Source organism: Pantoea eucrina (assembly GCF_020079945.1).
In the GTDB taxonomy this organism is placed as follows: domain Bacteria; phylum Pseudomonadota; class Gammaproteobacteria; order Enterobacterales; family Enterobacteriaceae; genus Pantoea; species Pantoea eucrina.
The window spans coordinates 1,607,178-1,623,577 of record NZ_CP083448.1; the positions used below are offsets into that span (position 1 = coordinate 1,607,178).

Consider the following 16,400-nt stretch of genomic DNA (forward strand, 5'->3'; position numbering starts at 1 on the left):
AGTGTCCTGCAGTTAGTCAGTAAGGCCCAGCGCCTGACGGCCGCGGGCGTTCAGATGCTGGGGCGTAAAGCGATCCTGCCAGTTAACCTCATAATCTTCACGCGGGAAATCACCGGGTGAAACACCCTCTGTCAGCGCCTGCGCCACCTGATGCGCGTAAGCGCGATTTTTGTCGCACATCGGCGCGGCCGGAATATACATCACATTACCCCAGCCCTGCTGATCTTCTACCGGCGCGACAGAATGTATCACATCGCAATGCCACCATACGGAATCGCCCGCTTCCAGCGCCGGAATGGAGCAGAGTCCGGCAATCAGTTCAGGATGCCAGCGCTCCGATACCGGCAGGACTTTACCCGGCTCAACCCCGCATAGCTCCTCTTCCGGTACATCGCTGAGCAGAGGACGCAGCAGCAGTAACGCCATTGCCTGCGGCACCGGCACAACGTGCAGCAAACCCTGACCCGGCTGCATATCAGAGAGCGCCGTCCAGCCCTGAAACGTACGGAATACCGAACATTTTGTGGTAGTACCGGACTGGTATTCATTTACCTCTGTGCGGTATGCCGCATCCCACGGGTCGTACTGTGCAAAGCGGTTATTAAAGATATGTCTGAATACCTGCTGATAAGCCGGCAGCAGCCAGCGCTCCAGCGCACCGGAATCGGTATGCGCACCGAGCCCTTTAGAGGTTGTGCCGGGCAGCCGCCGGCGGATGCGGTCGGGATAGATAATGCTGACATCAGGGTCAAACCAGCGTTTACCCTGAGAATCAAACCGCCACAGGTGATTGAGGAATCGCTGGGTGGCAGCCATCGCCTCACTCTGCCGCGCGGCCATTTGCGCCTGACTCCAGTAAATCGGATAGATTTCCGGCCGCGACGCCGCAAGATTGCCAAAGAAATCATCTCCCGGTCCCCGGTAGCCGGTCATAAAATCGTTATCGTCCAGATAACGCATCATCGATGCATCCCATCCCAGCGCGCATTCGCGGCTGAAATTACCTTTTACCACAACACAGCCGCGCCGCCGGATATGTGCTTTCTGCGCCTCACTGATTTCACCTGCGGCTATCGCCTCACAGCTCAGCTGGGGCCAGGCGGAACCAGACTGCGCCTCTTCATTTCTGGCCGCGGCAAGCTCCGTCACCACGCTCTCCCGCACCTGCTTATACAGCGCCTCCACATCTCCGATCTGCTGGCGCAGCTGCTGCTTCATCTGACGAATGCTTTTTCTGAAATCGTCGGGCTGCTGCGCTGAAGACAATAAAGTGGTCACAGAAATCACCTCTCGCTCTGGTTTCAAATGAAAGTTAACTGAATTTCATTCATAACATGCAGCTGGCGTATAGCAAGTCAGCCGTGGCGGAAATCCGGACGCGGTCACAGCTGGCAGAAGGTTTCATTTGAAAGTGTGCGGTAACAGAGCGCTCAGCTCCTGCGGGCCGCCCTGCCCGCTGCTTATATTTTCTGTCAGGAAATTTTTTGCAGAGGAGGTTAACCCTTTCTATCATGGAAAAAATTGTTTGTTGTAACTACTAAGGTGCTACCAGATAGCGATACTGAATAAATTCCGTTTTCGTTGCCAGCCGGTCGTACAGCGCTCGTGCGGCGACGTTTCCCTCCTGCGTGTTCCAGTAGACCCGTGAACAGCCGCGCGCTCTGGCCTGCTCATAGACGGCCAGTATCAGCGCTTCGCCCGCACCGTTACCGCGCGCCGCTTCTGCGACAAACAGGTCCTGCAGATAACAGTAGTCACCGCGCGTCCAGGTGGAGCGATGCGTCAGAAAATGCACCAGCCCCACCATGCTGCCACCCTGCTCCAGCACCAGACAATACATCGGTTCCGCACGGGAGAGCATGCGCCGGAACGTTTCGCCGGTCGTCGCCTCATCAATCTCTGTCTGATAAAACTGCTGGTAGCCCTGCCATAACCGCAGCCAGGCCACATAATCCTCAGCCCGCAATGCCCGTATATTCATCGTCTCTCCTCACTTTGCCAGCGCACGGATAATCTCATCTGCAGCAATAACGCGATCGTCATTGGGTATCCATTTGTTGGCCAGCATAATCAGCCCCACCCTTTGGGAAGGGATAAACACCGCATAGGCTGAAAAGCCATTGGTTGAGCCGGTTTTGTTATACCAGGCGCGCAGCGGCGCCGGCGCAGAAGGAGAAACCGGCGTGGCCCGCATACCGTTAAGTATGATTTTGCTGCTGTTCCCCGCCACCAGCTGCTGCTGAGTAACAGGCAGCGGGTAGTACTCCCACATCATCGCCTGCGTAAATGCCGCCGTGCGAAAATAGCCCTGATGGGTGGCAGCCACCGCCTGCCGCCAGGCAGGTACCACGTTAACCTCTCCCATCTGAATGCCGATCCAGCGAATCAGATCTTCTGACGTTGATTTCAGCCCATACGCTTCTGCATCCAGCGGCCCGGGCGTCACGCGTACCGGCCGGTTCTGTTTATCGTAGCCCTGCGCGTAATCCGGCATGGCGCGCGGCGGCACCTGAAGAAAAGTACGATGCATTCCCATCGCCGGCAGCAGCATCGACTCCATTGCGCGCATAAATGACATATTCAGGCTCTTCGCCGCTATCATGCCGAGCATACCAATACCGAGGTTTGAATAGACGCGCTCTGTTCCCGGCTCTGCCTCAGGCTGCCACGCCTTATACCATTGCATCAGCTGCGCGCTATCCGTGACCTCCTCCGGCACAAACAGCGGCATGCCGCTGGTATGCGTCGCCAGGTTCAGCAGCGTAACGCGATCGAGCGCGCTGCCCTGCAGAGCAGGCAGCCACTGGCTGGCGCTGTCGCGAAGCTGCATTTTATGCTGCTGTACGGCGTAGCTGGCGAGCGTGGCGGTGAAGGTTTTGCTCAGCGAGCCGATCTCAAACAGCGTGCGGGGGGTGACCGGCTCTCCGAGATCGGTTGAAGTGACACCGTAACTATAAAAGGTCGTCTGGCCTTTGTTCAGCACGGCAACCGCCATGCCAGGGATCGCAAAGCGCGCCATCAGCGGCTCAATAATCTCATCCGGTGCCCGGGCAGCAGCAGAACTGGCGATAAACAGCAAAAATGTAGCCATAACGCGGCGTCGCATGAATAATCCTTATTCCTGTCAGAACCAAAAGCGGTGCGCATAGTATATCCGCCCCCGGCCCACCCCACATGCCCATTCGTGGTGTAAGTGAACAGAGTCACATCCTGAGTAAGCGGGTTTGCCGTTTTGGCTGCGCACTCCTATACCTTTGACGGATAAGCCTTCACCGTCAGGGAGCGTGCTATGGCTACTGTGTTAACCCGTAATGAGCGTCTCGACAGGCTGCGCCAGCGTCAGATTACACCGGTCCTGATTGCCGGAGGCGGCATAAACGGCATCAGTACCTTTCGCGAACTGGCCCTTCAGGGCATCCCGGCTATTCTGGTGGAGCGCGATGACTGGTGTCAGGCGGCAAGTGGTGCCCTGTCGCGCATGATCCATGGCGGCCTGCGCTATCTTGAAACCGGTGAGTTTGGTCTGGTTAAAGAGTCTGTGATCGAGCGCGACCGGCTGCTGAAAAACGCGTCGCACTATGTTTTCCCGCTGCGGACGACGGTGCCGGTGGAAACCTTCGGCGGCGGCATGGTCAACGCCACGCGACGGTTTCTGCGCCTCAGTGACAAACCTGCCCGGCGCGGTGCGCTGCTGATCAAAACCGGCCTCAGCCTGTATGACCTTTATACGCGCCAGTATGGCTCCATGCCTAAACATCAGGTACGAAGCGAGGCGGCAACCCGCGATCGCTGGCCGGGCTTTGCGCCGTGGGTGAAATATAGCGCCAGCTACTATGATGCGTGGATCAGCGCCCCTGAACGGCTGGGGCTTGAGCTGGTGGAGGATGCGGAGCGCGCCTGCAGCGACGCGCTGGCGCTGAATTATATGCAGTTAATCAGCAGCGACGGTGAGAGCGTCACGCTGAAAGATACGCTGAGCGGAGAGCAGTTTCGCCTGCAGCCACACGTGCTGGTCAATGCCGGCGGCGCATGGATTGATCGGCTTAACCAGCAGATCGCGCCCAAAAGCGCCCGGCAGAAACTGATTGGCGGCACCAAAGGGTCACATCTGATCCTCGATCATCCGGAGCTGCTGCGCATGCTTGATGGTGAAATGGTCTACTTCGAGAATCAGGAGGGGCGCGTCTGCATCCTCTATCCGTGGGGAGGTAAAGTCCTGGCCGGCTCAACGGATATCCGCGTTGACGATCCCGATAACGTGGTCTGCGAGGCAGCCGAGAAAGCGTATATTCTTGAGTCGCTGCGCTTTGTCTTTCCTGAGGTGGTGGTGCCGGAGTCCGCCGTGGTCTACACCTTTTGCGGCGTACGTCCGCTGCCTGCCAGTGATGCAAAGCTGAGCGGTCAGATATCACGTAACCACTCGCTGGTGATGCTGCCGCCCGATCCCACCCGCGCCTGGAGCACGCTCTGTCTGGTAGGTGGTAAGTGGACCACTTTTCGCCGCTTCGGTGAAGAGGCGGCCGATCGCGTTCTGCGGCTGCTGGGCGAAAAGCGCCATGTTTCCACCACTGATTTAGCGATTGGCGGCGGGCGCGACTTCCCTGCTCCGGCGGCCCAGCCCGCCTGGATCGCCCAGCTGGCGCAGCAGCATGCGCTGCCGCTGCCGCGCGTCACGCAGCTGGTAAAACGTTACGGCAGCCGCGCCTTACCCCTGCTGTCGCTGCTGCGCGATGACGACCGTCCGCTGCATCACCACGCCGATTACAGCGCCACGGAACTGCGCTATCTGACAGAGCATGAGCAGGTGTGCCAGCTGGAAGATCTGCTGGTGCGCCGCACGTCGCTGGCGATCGGCGGCGAGCTGACCCCGCCGCTCATTCAGGAGATCTCGCTGCTGATGGCGCAGACGCTGGGCTGGAGCGAGCGTCAGCGGGTACAGCAGCTGCAGCGCTGCTGCGCGTCGCTGGCGCGTTTTCACGGTCTGCATGGCCTCTACCCTACGGTGATGCAGCAGGAGGCACAGCATGTCAGCGAGCAGTAAGGCACGCATGAAGCGGTTATTCCGTCACGGCCGCTGTCTGGACGTAGCGGTCGATCACGGTATTGCCAATGAACCCGATTTTCTGCAGGGGCTTGAGAATATTGACGCGGTGATGCAGAACCTGATTGCCGCGCAGCCCGATGCGATTCAGCTCAATTACGGACAGGCAGATCTGCTGCAGTGCGCGGAAGGAGTGAAACCCGCTCTGGTGCTGCGCACCGACGTCGGCAACGCCTATAACGCCGTGCGCCATCGCGAGATGTGGGCAGTGCTGCATAATCCCGATGAGCCGGTTCTGGCGGCGCTGCAGCTGGATGCGGCCGCCGTGGTGGTCAATCTTTATCTTATCCCCGATGAACCCGCGATTTTTCGCATGTGCATCGAAAATATTGGCCGGCTGCGCCATGCGTGCGACCGCTACGGCATGCCGCTGATGATTGAGCCGCTGGTGATGGCACCCGCCGGTCAGGGGGCCGCCTACGGTTCACTGGGCGATGCAGAGCAGATTGTTCCGCTGGTGCGGCTGGCGCGCGAACTGGGCGCCGATATTATTAAAGCGGATCCAACCGATAACCCGGCTGATTTTCACCGCGTGGTAGAGGCGGCGCGCTGTCCGACGCTGGTGCGCGGTGGGGGTAAAGGCGAGATCGGTGCGGTACTGCACAAAAGCGCGCTGCTGATGGCGCAGGGTGCCAGCGGCATGGTGTATGGGCGCAATGTTTATCAGCACGCCTCTCCTGCCCGGGTCGTCGCCGCCCTGATGGCCATTATTCATCAGGGTGCTAGCGGCGAGGATGCGCTGGCCCTTTATCAGCAGGCTGACGCCTGACCTGGCGCACGTTCTGTGCGCGCTCTCCTCTGCGGTTTTACGGAGCCGGATATGAAAATCCTGGGTATTGATGCCGGTAATACGATGATCAAGGCGGTGCTGTTTGATCTCAGCGGGACGATACTGGCCGTGGCTGAGCATAGCGGCGAAACGCTGCAGCCGCAGGAGGGCTACGCCGAGCGTTCGATAGCCGCCATCCGGCACGGTACTGAACAGGCGATCCGTCACTGCCTGCTGCAGGCGGGCACGGACGCACAGGATATCATTGCAGTGGGCGCCGCCGGACACGGCAATGGCCTCTATACGCTGGACCGGGCGCTGCAGCCGCAGCTTGGCATTCAGTCGATCGATCGGCGGGCGGACGATATTGTCGCTGCGCTGGAGCAGGCTGAAAAACAGCACGCCATTTATACCCTCTCCCGCCAGACGCCGTGGGCAGCCTCCACGCCGGTGCTGCTGAGCTGGGTTAAACAGCACCAGCCTCAGATATGGCAGCAGATCGGTGCGGTACTGAGCGCTAAAGATGTTATCGTCCATTTTCTCAGCGACGCGCTCAGCAGCGACTATTCAGATGCGGCGGGTGCCGGGCTGATTGACTATCGCGTTCGCGATTACAGCAGTGAACTGCTGGCACTCTATGACATTGAGGAGGCAGCAGCCTGGCTGCCGCCGCTGCGTGAATCGAGCGCTGTCAGCGGTTATGTTACCGCGCTGGCGGCGGCACGCACCGGTTTGCCGGCGGGTATACCGGTGGTGGCGGGTCTGTTTGATGTGGTGGCCAGCGCAGCGGGATCGGGGGTCGTCAGCTGCGGTGACGCCTCAATCGTAGCGGGTACGTGGAGTATCAATCAGGTTGTGGTGGATAAACCTGACTATCTTCGCCCGGTTTCCATGAGTTCAATGATAGAGCGGGATCGCTTTATGGCGATTGAGGCCAGCGCAACCTCGGCGGCCAACCTCAACTGGTTTCTGCGGGAATTTGACGACCGGCGCGGAGGAAAAGGCGCGGTGCAGAGCAGCGAGTGCGTGGCGCAGATCCGTCAGGATCCGCATCTGCCGTTTTATCACCCCTACCTCTACTCCGGCCGCAAACCGGAACCGGCCCGCGCCGGCTTTTACGGGCTGGGCGGCTGGCATACCCGTGCAGATATGCTGTTTGCCCTGTTTGAGGGCGTGACCTTTGCTCACCGGGCGCATATTGACCGGCTGCACGCTGCCGGCCTCCCATTTACCCGTGCCACGCTCTCAGGCGGCGCCGCGCGCAGCGTCATCTGGCCGCAGATGTTTGCCGATGTTTTGAATATTCCGGTGCGGGTGGCAGAGTGTACGGAAACCGGCGCGCTGGGCGCCGCGCTCTGTGCAGGCGTTGGCGTGGGCGTGTGGCGGGATCTGACGGATGCGGTGCAGCATGCGGTGCGTCTGCAGCCGGAAGAGCGGCAGCCGCGGCCGGAGTGGGTCAGCTTCCACGACGCGCGCTATCACCAGTTTAAAAAACTGGAGCTGGCGATGCGCGACATCTGGCGCGAGACCCGCTGATACTCAGCGACACTGGCTGGTGCAGTTCTGTACACAAATTTGCGCCAGCGAGCCACATCCGCCGCCGCTATCATTTTTGCACTGTGACTGCTGTACGTAGCAGTTTTGCTGACAGGCCGACAGATCGCATTTTGACGCGATCGGAGTAAACATAGCAGACGGCGATTTGGGCGACGGCTGCCAGCTGCTCTGCGCCATCGCGTTTACGCTGCACGCCATCATTAACGCAATTATCCACTTCATGATTAATCCTCCGCTCTGAAGCTTTAAGTATGCGCAAAATCTGGTCAGAATGCCGCATGAAACAAAAGATTCATGCGCATAGAGTTGCACTATAAAAGTGCGAACGCACTGCAACAATCGTTTCATCATTATGTCTCTTTTATAAAAAACCATAGTTATCAACACGCTGTCTGTTGGCGCGCATCTGGTACAGAAGTTGCAGTATCTCCCTGTCTGAGCACAGGAGAGCATGATGAAAGTGATTGTTATTGGCGCCGGTATCGGCGGAATGAGTGCTGCTATCGCCCTGGAACGGGCGGGCTTTGAGACGGAAGTCTATGAGGCCGTTGCGGAGATGAAACCGGTTGGCGCAGCCATTTCCGTCTGGCCTAACGGCGTGAAATGCCTGAATGCCCTCGGTCTGAAACAGCCGCTGCGCGCGCTGAGCGGCAATATGGCCTGGATGGCTTATCACGATGCGCGAAGCGGTGCCCCCCTGACCCGCTTCAGCCTGGATCCGCTGGTGCAGCGCACCGGTGAATATCCTGCGCCGGTATCACGCGCCGGGCTGCAGGCGATGCTGCTTGATACTTATGGCCGGACGCGCGTTCGCTTTGGCAGGCGCGTCACGCATGCTGAACAAACCTCGCAGGGCGTTACCGCTTTCTTTGCCGACGGCAGCGAAGCCACAGGCGACCTGCTGATCGCTGCGGACGGCACGCACTCTGTACTGCGCGAGGCGGTTCTGGGCGAGCGCGTGGCGCGTCGCTATGCGGGCTATGTAAACTGGAACGGGCTGATTAGCGTGGATGAAGCGATTGCACCCGCCGATCAGTGGACCACTTTTGTCGGCGACGGCAAGCGCGTGTCGCTGATGCCGGTTGCCGGCAACCGCTTCTACTTCTTCTTTGATGTGCCGCTACCTGCCGGCCTCGCTCAGGATCGCACCACGCTGCGCGCCGATCTCAGCGGCTATTTCGCCGGCTGGGCCGAACCGGTGCAGCGGCTGATAGCGCAGCTCGATCCGCTCACCACTAACCGGGTCGAAATACACGATACCGAACCCCTTACCCGCTTTGTGCGCGGACGCGTGGCGCTGCTGGGCGATGCAGCCCATAGCACCACCCCCGATATTGGTCAGGGCGGCTGCGCGGCAATGGAAGATGCCGTGGTGCTGGCACAAACGCTGGCGACACATTCGCTGGGGGTGGAAGATGCGCTGCTGCGCTATCAGGCGCGCCGGCTGGACCGCACCCGCGACCTGGTGCTGAAGGCACGCAAGCGCTGCGACGTGACGCACGGTAAAGAGCCCGCGCTGACGGCAGCCTGGTATGAAGAGCTAAAAACCGAAAGCGGCGAGCGGGTGCTGGCTGGCATGTGCGACACAATCTGCGGTGGCCCGATGGGATAGCGCGCCACCGCTTCTGCCCTACTCTGCGCTTAATCCGCGATGGCGCAGCATCGGCTCTGGCGCTGGCGCTTTACCGCGCCAGCTCAGCCAGACGTGCTGCAGATCGCTGCTGTTTCCGCGTGACAAGACCAGATCCCGGAAGCGCTGCCCGTTTTCCCGCGTCAGGCCACCCTGTTCAGTGAACGCCTGATAACCATCGTCAGCCAGCATCTGCGTCCAGATATAGGCGTAATAGCCTGCCGCATATCCTCCTCCCCAGATGTGACGAAAATAGCTGGAGCGATAGCGCGGCGGCACTGCTGACAGCGCAATGTTTTCTGCCTGCAGCGCCTGCCGTTCAAAATGTTCCACATCCTGTGGCTTATCGTGCGCGGAGAGGGAGTGCCACTGCAGATCCAGCAGCGCCGCGGCCAGCAGTTCGGTCATGTCATAACCTTTATTAAAGGTTGCGGCCTGTACCATTTTTTCGCGCAGCGCAGCGGGCATCGGCTCCCCGGTTTCCCAGTGGCGCGCATAGCTGGCGAACACCGCCTCATGACTGGCCCAGTGTTCGTTAATCTGCGACGGAAACTCCACAAAATCGCGCGGCGTGGCCGTACCGGAGAGGCTGGCGTAGCGCTGGCTGGCAAACAGGCCGTGCAGCGCATGACCAAATTCGTGGAACAGCGTGATAACATCATCCCAGCTCAGCAGCGCCGGCTGGCCAGGCTGCGGTTTGGTATAGTTGCAGACGTTGTAGATCACCGGTTTCTGATCCAGCAGCGCAGACTGGTCAACAAAGTTGCCCATCCATGCTCCGCCGCTTTTATTATCACGAGCGAAAAAGTCGGTATAAAACAGCGCCAGCGGCGTCTCATCGGCGTCGAAAATCTCATAGACGCACACATCCGGATGATAGACCGGCAGATCGTGGCGCCGGCTGAACCGAATACCGTAAAGCTGCGTGGCGGCCCAGAACGCGCCGCGCTCCAGCACGCTATCCAGCGCGAACCAGGGGCGAATAGCGTCTTCATCAAAGTCATATTTCGCCTGGCGCACCTGCTCTGCGTAAAAATTCCAGTCCCAGGCGCGCAGGTCAAATCTCTGCTGCTGCTCAGCCATCAGCTGTTCTATTTCTGCGGCCTCGCGCCCGGCGCGCTCGCAGGCTGCCGGCACAATATTGCGCATAAAGTCCAGCGCGGCCTCCGGCGTTTTCGCCATCTGATCCTGCAGGTTCCACGCCGCATAGCTGCTATAGCCCAGTAGCGCGGCCTGCTCCGCCCGCAGCTGCGCCATACGCGAAACCAGCGGCCGCGTATCGTTAACATCGTTACGCTCACAGCGCTTCAGCGCCTGCTCAAACAGCGCTTCCCGCGTGGCGCGGATGGTTAACCGGCTCAGCGCTGGCTGCTGCGTGGTGTTTTGCAGCGGGATCAGCCACTGATTATCCAGACCACGTGCGGCCGCAGCGGCACGCGCCTGCTCCAGCGCTGCATCGTCGAGTCCCGCCAGCGCCTCCGGGCTGCTGACGGTGTAAGCGGCTGACTGCGTCGCCGCCAGCAGACGGTTACCAAAGCGGGTGCTGAGGCCTGCCAGCTCCTGATTGATGTCGCGCAGCCGCTGTTTTTCATCATCACTCAGGCTGGCTCCGGCCAGCTGAAACGCCTGCCGGGTAACCTCCGTCAGCCGCACCGCCTCTGCGTCCGGGCAGGCGGTACTGCGCTGCTGCCAGACTGCCTCCAGCCGGGCGAAGAGCGCGCTATTGAGGTAGATCTCATCGTGCAGCGCCGCCAGGGCGGGCGTAATGATCTCTTCCACCTCCTGCAGGCGTGGCGACGTATTCGCTGCCGTCATGGCTGAAAAGACCTGCCACACCCGGCTCAGTAAGAGGCCGCTGCGCTCCAGCGCTTCAAACGTATTAGCAAAGTCCGGTGGCGCAGGGTTTGCGATAATCGCGGCGACTTCGCGGCGCTTCTCTTCGATGCCCGCTTCCAGCGCCGGCAGAAAATCGTCTTCGCTTATCTGATCGAACGGCGGCGCCTGATACGGCAGCGTGCTGGCGCTAAAAAAGGGATTGGCGGATCGGTTCATTATCGCTCCTGATAATCAGCAACGCCGCAATAGCCTGCGGCAGAGAGCCTTTATCCTGGCACGCCGGTGTGCGGGCAACAACCCGGCGTGCTGCCCGCCCTCTCTTTTTGCCACACCGGCTGGCCATTTACCCAGGTCTGCGCAATGTTGCGATCGTCACCCAGCGTCATCAGAACAAACAGCTGCTCGAAGATATCTTTACTGTTGCCATGACGCAGCTGCTGCAGCGGCGATACGGCCGGATCCAGCACCACAAAATCCGCCTCTTTGCCGGGCGCAAAGTTGCCAATTTTATCGTCGAGATCCAGCGCCTGCGCCCCGCCCAGCGTGGCGCGATAAAGCGCTTCGCAGGCGGTCAGCTTATAGTGCTGCAGCTGCCCGACTTTATACGCCTCGCCCAGCGTCTGCAGCAGGTTGAAGGTGGTACCAGCGCCAACGTCGGTGCCGATCCCCATGCGCACGTTCTCCTGCCAGCAGCGTTTGAGATCAAACAGCCCGCTGCCAAGAAACAGATTTGAAGTAGGGCAAAATGCGATGGCTGAACCGGTGTCGTGCAGGCACTGCCACTCATGGTCCTGCAGATGCAGGCAGTGGGCAAATACGCTGCGTGCGCCAGTGAGCTGATAGTGGTGATAGACATCGAGATAGCCGTTGCGCTCGGGAAAAAGCTCTCTGACCCACGCCACCTCCTGCGGATTTTCACTCAGGTGCGTATGCAGCCAGGTATCGGGAAACTCTCTCCGCAGCTGACCTACCCGTTCCAGCAGCTGTGGCGAAGAGGTCGGCGCAAAGCGTGGGGTCAGCGCATAGCCAAGACGGCCGCGCCGGTGCCAGCGCTCAATCAGCGCCCGCGTCTGCTGATAGCTCGTTTCGGGGGTTTCAGTCAGGTAGTCCGGCGCGTTGCGGTCCATCATCACTTTACCGGCAATGAGCCGCATGCTGAGCCGCTCCGCCGCGCTGAAGAGCGCGTCAACCGACTGCGGATGCACCGTGCCAAACACCAGTGCGGTAGTGGTACCGTTAGCCAGCAGCTGCTGCAGGAAAAAATCGGACATCTTTGCCGCATGGGTTGCACAGTGATACTGCTGCTCAACCGGAAAGGTATAGTTATTCAGCCAGGTCAGCAGCTGTTCGCCAAACGCGCCCATCATTTCCGTCTGCGGATAGTGAATGTGGGTATCGATAAACCCCGGCACAATCAGCTTGCCGCGCAGGTCCGTGACCCGCCGGCTATCCACCCGTAGCGCCGCGCTGCTCCAGCTTTCCAGGCTGACAATTTTTCCTGCACGCAGCGTGAGCAGACCATCAGCGAAATAGCGTGCGGCGTCACTCAGCGCCTCTGGCTGATCTACCGTGCGGGTAAAATCAAAAAAACTGGCGCGCAGCAGCGTCTCGTTGTCAGCATTCATAACTCATCCTCTCAGTAAGATAAAATGAGTGTGCAAAAGCCGTGCCAGTTCAGGGTTATTTACCTGCTAAATCATAAGGTTAGGCTAAAAGAGAGGCAACCGGATGCGCAAACGATTACGTGCATCTGCACCGGCGTTAAGATCTGCTGGCGACCGCTCACGCTGCACCATGATGCATCAGCGCGGTGCACGCCTGCACCCTGTTAACGCATGCCGGCGACAGAGAGTTTGCCGGCCGCTTTTTTTCAGCAGGCGAAGAATGATGGTGATATGGTTAAACGCGGACTACCTGAAAACAGTTAAGGAACAGTGAGATGATTATTTTTGTTACCGGTGCTACTGCTGGGTTTGGTGAAAGTATTACCCGTCGCTTCATTGCCACAGGCCATAAAGTGATCGCCAGCGGGCGGCGCGCCGAACGGCTGCAGGCGCTGAAGGATGAGCTGGGTGAAAACCTCTATACCGTTCAGCTCGATGTGCGTAATCGTGCCGTTATCGAGGAGGTCATTGCTGCGCTGCCGGCAGAGTGGCGCAACATTGATGTACTGGTCAACAACGCCGGCCTGGCGCTGGGCACTGAGCCAGCCCATAAAGCCAGCGTCGATGACTGGGAGAATATGATCGACACCAATACCAAAGGCCTGGTTTTCATGACCCGGGCGCTGCTGCCTGCCATGGTAGAGCGCAACGTCGGGCATATCGTCAATATCGGTTCCATTGCCGGCAGCTGGCCCTATGCGGGCGGCAACGTCTATGGCGCAACCAAAGCGTTTGTGCGCCAGTTCAGCCTGAATCTGCGTACCGATCTCCACGGCACCGCGCTGCGCGTGACCGATATCGAGCCGGGTCTGGTAGGCGGAACGGAATTTTCCAACGTGCGCTTTAAAGGCGATGACGATCGCGCCGGCGCGGTGTATGAAGGTACAACGGCGCTGACAGCAGAGGATGTCACCGAGGCCGTTTACTGGGTAACCACGCTGCCAGCGCACGTCAATATCAACACGCTGGAGATTATGCCGGTCAGCCAGACCACCGCCGGGCTGAAAGTGCATAAAGACGCATAACCGTGTGTGACAACGTCACCTGATAGCACCGGGTGACGCTGTTACGCTTTTCCCCAGCCGGTGACAATAATCAGCATTCCGCACAGCGCTATCAGCGCGCCCGCCCAGTCCCATGCGCTCAGCCGTACCCCATCCACCACGCGCAGCCAGATCAGAGCCGTAAACACATAGACACCACCATACGCCGCGTACACCCGCCCGCTCGCCGCCGGATGCAGCGTGAGCAGCCAGACAAATAGCGCCAGACTCGCCGCAGCCGGCAACAGCAGCCAGGCGCTCATCCCCTTACGCAGCCAGAGCCAGGGCAAGAAACAGCCCGCAATCTCTGCGACAGCCGTAATGAAAAATAATAGTGCGGTCTTGATCAGCATAACTCTGCTCTCTGTTCCCTCAACGCGCTGCACACCGCTGGTGAGCAGCAAAAGCAGGATGATATACTAGCCGCTGTTACGGCAACAGCCTCGCACGGCTGACCGGGTCTGACTAAAGGACAACATCATGAAAAACTATGCTTCCGTTCTGTTTACGGCGCTGCTGACGGCCAGCGTGCTGCTGAGCGCTCCCTTTGCCGCTGCCCGTACCGATCGCCTGATCGTGGAAGATGGCAATAGCGCGGCCAGCAATGAAGCCGCCCGCCAGAGTAAAGAGCAGTGGAACGATACGCGTAATCTGCGCAGCAAGATTAATACCCGGACAGAGAAAGAGTTCGACAAAGCGGACCGCGCGTTTGATACCCGCGACGCCTGCGACAAGAGCTATAACGTCAACGCTTACTGGGAAGAGAATACCCTGCGCTGCCTCGATCGCCGCACCGGTCGTCCGGTCGCGCCGTAACGCGGCGCTGCTGCTATAGTGTTCAGAGAGACAGTCAACAAGGAGTTTGCGATGAAAAAGGGTTCTCTGGTACTGCTGCTGGGTGTGATGACGCTGCCGCTGATGGCTCAGGCCTCCTGCGACAGCGTTCGCGCCGATATCAGTAAAAAAATTGTCAGTAATGGCGTGGCGGAGTCAGATTTTACGCTGGATATCGTGCCAAACGATCAGGCCGACCAGGCGGGCGGTCAGGTGGTCGGCCACTGTGAAAATGATACGCAAAAAATTGTTTATAAAAAGAATATGCGGGATGCAGAGGGTAGCGCACCCGACAGCGCCGGCAGCTCTCAGGATATGTCAGCGCAGTAACCTGCAACCGGGGCAGCCGCCGCTGCCCCGCTTCTTCTCTTCTATTCCATCTCCGGTCGCTGACGCGGCATCAGCCAGGCGATCCACACCGTCAGCAGCGCGATCAGCAAGGCCACGATAAATACCCAGTGCAGCGATGCGGCAATCTGGGTCGTCCAGAGCTGCAGTTCTGCAACCGGCAGCGCCTCCCGGCTTTCCGGCGACATGATTTTTTGCATCGGATCCTCCGCCTGCGGCAGCCGCTGCGCCAGATTGATGTTTAAAACCGCCCCCATCAGTGCGGTTCCCAGCGCTGAACCCAGCATCCGGCTGAACATAATAGAGGCGGTACAGATACCGCGGATCTCATACTGCGCATGGTTCTGCACGGAAACCAGAAACGTGGTGCTGGTCATGCCCATGCCGGTGCCGATAACAAAGGCCGTAAAGCCCGCCTGCAGCACGGAGCTTTCCGCGTGGAGCAGCAGCAGCAGCGCGCTGCCGGCGATCAGTAACAGTGCGCCAAGCTGAGCGGTGAAGCGATAAGAGGTCACGAGCATCAGGCGACCGCTGAGCGTACTGGCAATCGGCCAGCCAATTGACATCATCGCCAGCGCGCTGCCCGCCTGCAGCGGCGTACCGCCGGTGATCCCCTGGATCCAGGTGGGCAGAAACGCGCTGATGCCCATCATGGTGGCGCCGATAATCAGATTACCGGCGTTGCCTGCCACAATCAGACGGCTGCGCCACAGCGCAAGCGGGAAAAGCGGTGCCGCCGTCTGCTGTTCGTGCCGTTTGAGACGCCAGCCTGCCACGCCTGCCAGCAGCAGAAACGGCAGCAGCCAGTAGCCGAGCGCTTCCGCCTGCAGCAGCGCCACCAGCAGCGCAGTGACGCTGATCATCAGCCAGCAGCTGCCGGTAATATTCAGCGCACCTGCGGCGGAGACCGGGCGGGCGGGCAGGAAACGCGCCAGCAGCAGCATAGAGATCAGCCCTATCGGCACGTTGACCCAAAAGATCACCGCCCAGCTAAAGTGCTGCACCAGCCACGCACCGCTAAGCGGTCCGATAATTGCCGCCACGCCCCAGACGCTGGAGAGCCAGCCCTGAACGGTGGCGCGTTCACGCGGGGAGTAGATATCCGCCACAATGGTAGTGGTCAGCGGCATAATGGCACCCGCTCCCAGCCCCTGAAAGGCGCGAAACAGAATGAGCCATATCATGGTATGAGCAAAGCCGCACAGCACTGAGCCAAACAAAAACAGCGATACCCCGACAAAAAAGAGCCGCTTACGTCCCCATATATCGGCTAAACGGCCATAAAGCGGCACGCTCACCGCCTGCGTCAGGAGATAAATAGAAAATACCCAGCCAAACTGCGCGAAGCCGCCCAGATCGGCAATGATCGTAGGCATCGCCGTCGCCACAATCGTCACCTCAATTGCGGCCATAAACATAGCCAGCATACAGGCAAACAAAATCCATGGACGATGGCTGCGCAAAACTTCAGCGTGCTCTGACATAACGCTCCTTATCCCGTTTTACTCTCTCTTATCCCGCCACACAGCCCGTGCTTATGTGACAGGGTAACCTTTTTCGATGAATTTTTTTTATTGTCATACCATCCCGTACCCGGTGCGGGCTGCAGGCGGTTTTG

Annotated in this window: 15 protein-coding genes; 7 read left to right on the plus strand and 8 right to left on the minus strand. The window is 59.4% G+C overall.

All coding sequences use genetic code 11. The features are described from left to right. Window positions 1-12 precede the first annotated feature (12 nt). From LAC65_RS07515 to ampC, 3 genes are all read right to left on the minus strand, one after another. Entirely contained in the window at window positions 13-1,218 is a 1,206-nt protein-coding gene (locus LAC65_RS07515) for a YbiU family protein (RefSeq protein WP_052246492.1), read from the minus strand. 319 nt (window positions 1,219-1,537) lie between these two features. Continuing rightward, window positions 1,538-1,981, minus strand: coding sequence for a GNAT family N-acetyltransferase (locus LAC65_RS07520; RefSeq protein WP_039384367.1), 444 nt, complete (start codon window positions 1,979-1,981; stop codon window positions 1,538-1,540). Between the two features lie 9 nt (window positions 1,982-1,990). After that, entirely contained in the window at window positions 1,991-3,106 is a 1,116-nt protein-coding gene (gene ampC / locus LAC65_RS07525; protein ID WP_039384368.1) for a class C beta-lactamase, read from the minus strand. Between the two features lie 183 nt (window positions 3,107-3,289). On the opposite strand from ampC, the gene LAC65_RS07530 reads away from it, so the two are divergent. Genes LAC65_RS07530 through LAC65_RS07540 form a run of 3 tightly spaced genes read left to right on the plus strand, consistent with a single transcriptional unit; the run spans window position 3,290 to window position 7,406 of the window. After that, window positions 3,290-5,041: a glycerol-3-phosphate dehydrogenase/oxidase gene (locus LAC65_RS07530; RefSeq protein WP_039384369.1), complete on the plus strand. Its 1,752-nt coding sequence runs from the start codon at window positions 3,290-3,292 to the stop codon at window positions 5,039-5,041. Then, entirely contained in the window at window positions 5,025-5,870 is an 846-nt protein-coding gene (locus tag LAC65_RS07535; protein WP_039384371.1) for a class I fructose-bisphosphate aldolase, read from the plus strand. The genes LAC65_RS07530 and LAC65_RS07535 overlap by 17 nt, the downstream gene beginning before the upstream one ends. A 51-nt stretch (window positions 5,871-5,921) precedes the next feature. Continuing rightward, window positions 5,922-7,406 carry an FGGY-family carbohydrate kinase gene (locus tag LAC65_RS07540; protein WP_039384372.1) on the plus strand — a complete coding sequence of 495 codons (1,485 nt, stop codon included), beginning with the start codon at window positions 5,922-5,924 and terminating at the stop codon, window positions 7,404-7,406. Between the two features lie 3 nt (window positions 7,407-7,409). Here LAC65_RS07540 and LAC65_RS07545 read toward each other — a convergent pair whose 3' ends face one another. Beyond that, on the minus strand, window positions 7,410-7,649 hold the full coding sequence (locus LAC65_RS07545; protein WP_039384375.1) for a hypothetical protein: 240 nt from the start codon (window positions 7,647-7,649) through the stop codon (window positions 7,410-7,412). A gap of 232 nt (window positions 7,650-7,881) precedes the next feature. On the opposite strand from LAC65_RS07545, the gene hpxO reads away from it, so the two are divergent. Then, window positions 7,882-9,039, plus strand: a complete 1,158-nt coding sequence (gene hpxO, locus LAC65_RS07550) for an FAD-dependent urate hydroxylase HpxO (RefSeq protein WP_039384376.1) — start codon at window positions 7,882-7,884, stop codon at window positions 9,037-9,039. An 18-nt stretch (window positions 9,040-9,057) separates the two neighbouring features. Here the strand turns inward: hpxO and dcp are convergent, their stop codons facing one another. Further along, window positions 9,058-11,109 (minus strand): peptidyl-dipeptidase Dcp, encoded by a 2,052-nt coding sequence (dcp, locus tag LAC65_RS07555; RefSeq protein ID WP_071668827.1) that lies wholly within the window; start codon window positions 11,107-11,109, stop codon window positions 9,058-9,060. A 50-nt stretch (window positions 11,110-11,159) separates the two neighbouring features. Further along, a complete protein-coding gene (gene guaD / locus LAC65_RS07560) occupies window positions 11,160-12,518 on the minus strand; it encodes a guanine deaminase (protein WP_052246493.1) in 1,359 nt (452 codons plus the stop codon). 314 nt (window positions 12,519-12,832) lie between these two features. On the opposite strand from guaD, the gene ydfG reads away from it, so the two are divergent. Then, window positions 12,833-13,582 (plus strand): bifunctional NADP-dependent 3-hydroxy acid dehydrogenase/3-hydroxypropionate dehydrogenase YdfG, encoded by a 750-nt coding sequence (ydfG, locus tag LAC65_RS07565; protein ID WP_039384381.1) that lies wholly within the window; start codon window positions 12,833-12,835, stop codon window positions 13,580-13,582. A 41-nt stretch (window positions 13,583-13,623) separates the two neighbouring features. Here ydfG and LAC65_RS07570 read toward each other — a convergent pair whose 3' ends face one another. Continuing rightward, window positions 13,624-13,950, minus strand: coding sequence for a YnfA family protein (locus LAC65_RS07570; RefSeq protein WP_039385939.1), 327 nt, complete (start codon window positions 13,948-13,950; stop codon window positions 13,624-13,626). 130 nt (window positions 13,951-14,080) lie between these two features. On the opposite strand from LAC65_RS07570, the gene LAC65_RS07575 reads away from it, so the two are divergent. Next, complete coding sequence (locus LAC65_RS07575; RefSeq protein ID WP_039384383.1) at window positions 14,081-14,416, plus strand: DUF1283 family protein; 336 nt, start codon at window positions 14,081-14,083, stop codon at window positions 14,414-14,416. 51 nt (window positions 14,417-14,467) lie between these two features. After that, entirely contained in the window at window positions 14,468-14,764 is a 297-nt protein-coding gene (locus tag LAC65_RS07580; protein ID WP_039384385.1) for a DUF1161 domain-containing protein, read from the plus strand. Between the two features lie 41 nt (window positions 14,765-14,805). Here the strand turns inward: LAC65_RS07580 and LAC65_RS07585 are convergent, their stop codons facing one another. Continuing rightward, window positions 14,806-16,266, minus strand: coding sequence for an MDR family MFS transporter (locus tag LAC65_RS07585; protein ID WP_039384388.1), 1,461 nt, complete (start codon window positions 16,264-16,266; stop codon window positions 14,806-14,808). Window positions 16,267-16,400: the final 134 nt, after the last annotated feature.

Bases quoted from the DNA above. Each gene is read 5' to 3' on its own strand.
- dcp (WP_071668827.1), bottom strand. From the start codon at position 11,109: ATGAACCGATCCGCCAATCCCTTTTTTAGCGCCAGCACGCTGCCGTAT.
- LAC65_RS07585 (WP_039384388.1), bottom strand. From the start codon at position 16,266: ATGTCAGAGCACGCTGAAGTTTTGCGCAGCCATCGTCCATGGATTTTG.
- LAC65_RS07580 (WP_039384385.1), top strand. From the start codon at position 14,468: ATGAAAAAGGGTTCTCTGGTACTGCTGCTGGGTGTGATGACGCTGCCG.
- ampC (WP_039384368.1), bottom strand. From the start codon at position 3,106: ATGCGACGCCGCGTTATGGCTACATTTTTGCTGTTTATCGCCAGTTCT.
- guaD (WP_052246493.1), bottom strand. From the start codon at position 12,518: ATGAATGCTGACAACGAGACGCTGCTGCGCGCCAGTTTTTTTGATTTT.
- ydfG (WP_039384381.1), top strand. From the start codon at position 12,833: ATGATTATTTTTGTTACCGGTGCTACTGCTGGGTTTGGTGAAAGTATT.
- LAC65_RS07545 (WP_039384375.1), bottom strand. From the start codon at position 7,649: ATGAAGTGGATAATTGCGTTAATGATGGCGTGCAGCGTAAACGCGATG.
- LAC65_RS07535 (WP_039384371.1), top strand. From the start codon at position 5,025: ATGTCAGCGAGCAGTAAGGCACGCATGAAGCGGTTATTCCGTCACGGC.
- LAC65_RS07540 (WP_039384372.1), top strand. From the start codon at position 5,922: ATGAAAATCCTGGGTATTGATGCCGGTAATACGATGATCAAGGCGGTG.
- hpxO (WP_039384376.1), top strand. From the start codon at position 7,882: ATGAAAGTGATTGTTATTGGCGCCGGTATCGGCGGAATGAGTGCTGCT.
- LAC65_RS07575 (WP_039384383.1), top strand. From the start codon at position 14,081: ATGAAAAACTATGCTTCCGTTCTGTTTACGGCGCTGCTGACGGCCAGC.
- LAC65_RS07515 (WP_052246492.1), bottom strand. From the start codon at position 1,218: ATGAAGCAGCAGCTGCGCCAGCAGATCGGAGATGTGGAGGCGCTGTAT.
- LAC65_RS07520 (WP_039384367.1), bottom strand. From the start codon at position 1,981: ATGAATATACGGGCATTGCGGGCTGAGGATTATGTGGCCTGGCTGCGG.
- LAC65_RS07530 (WP_039384369.1), top strand. From the start codon at position 3,290: ATGGCTACTGTGTTAACCCGTAATGAGCGTCTCGACAGGCTGCGCCAG.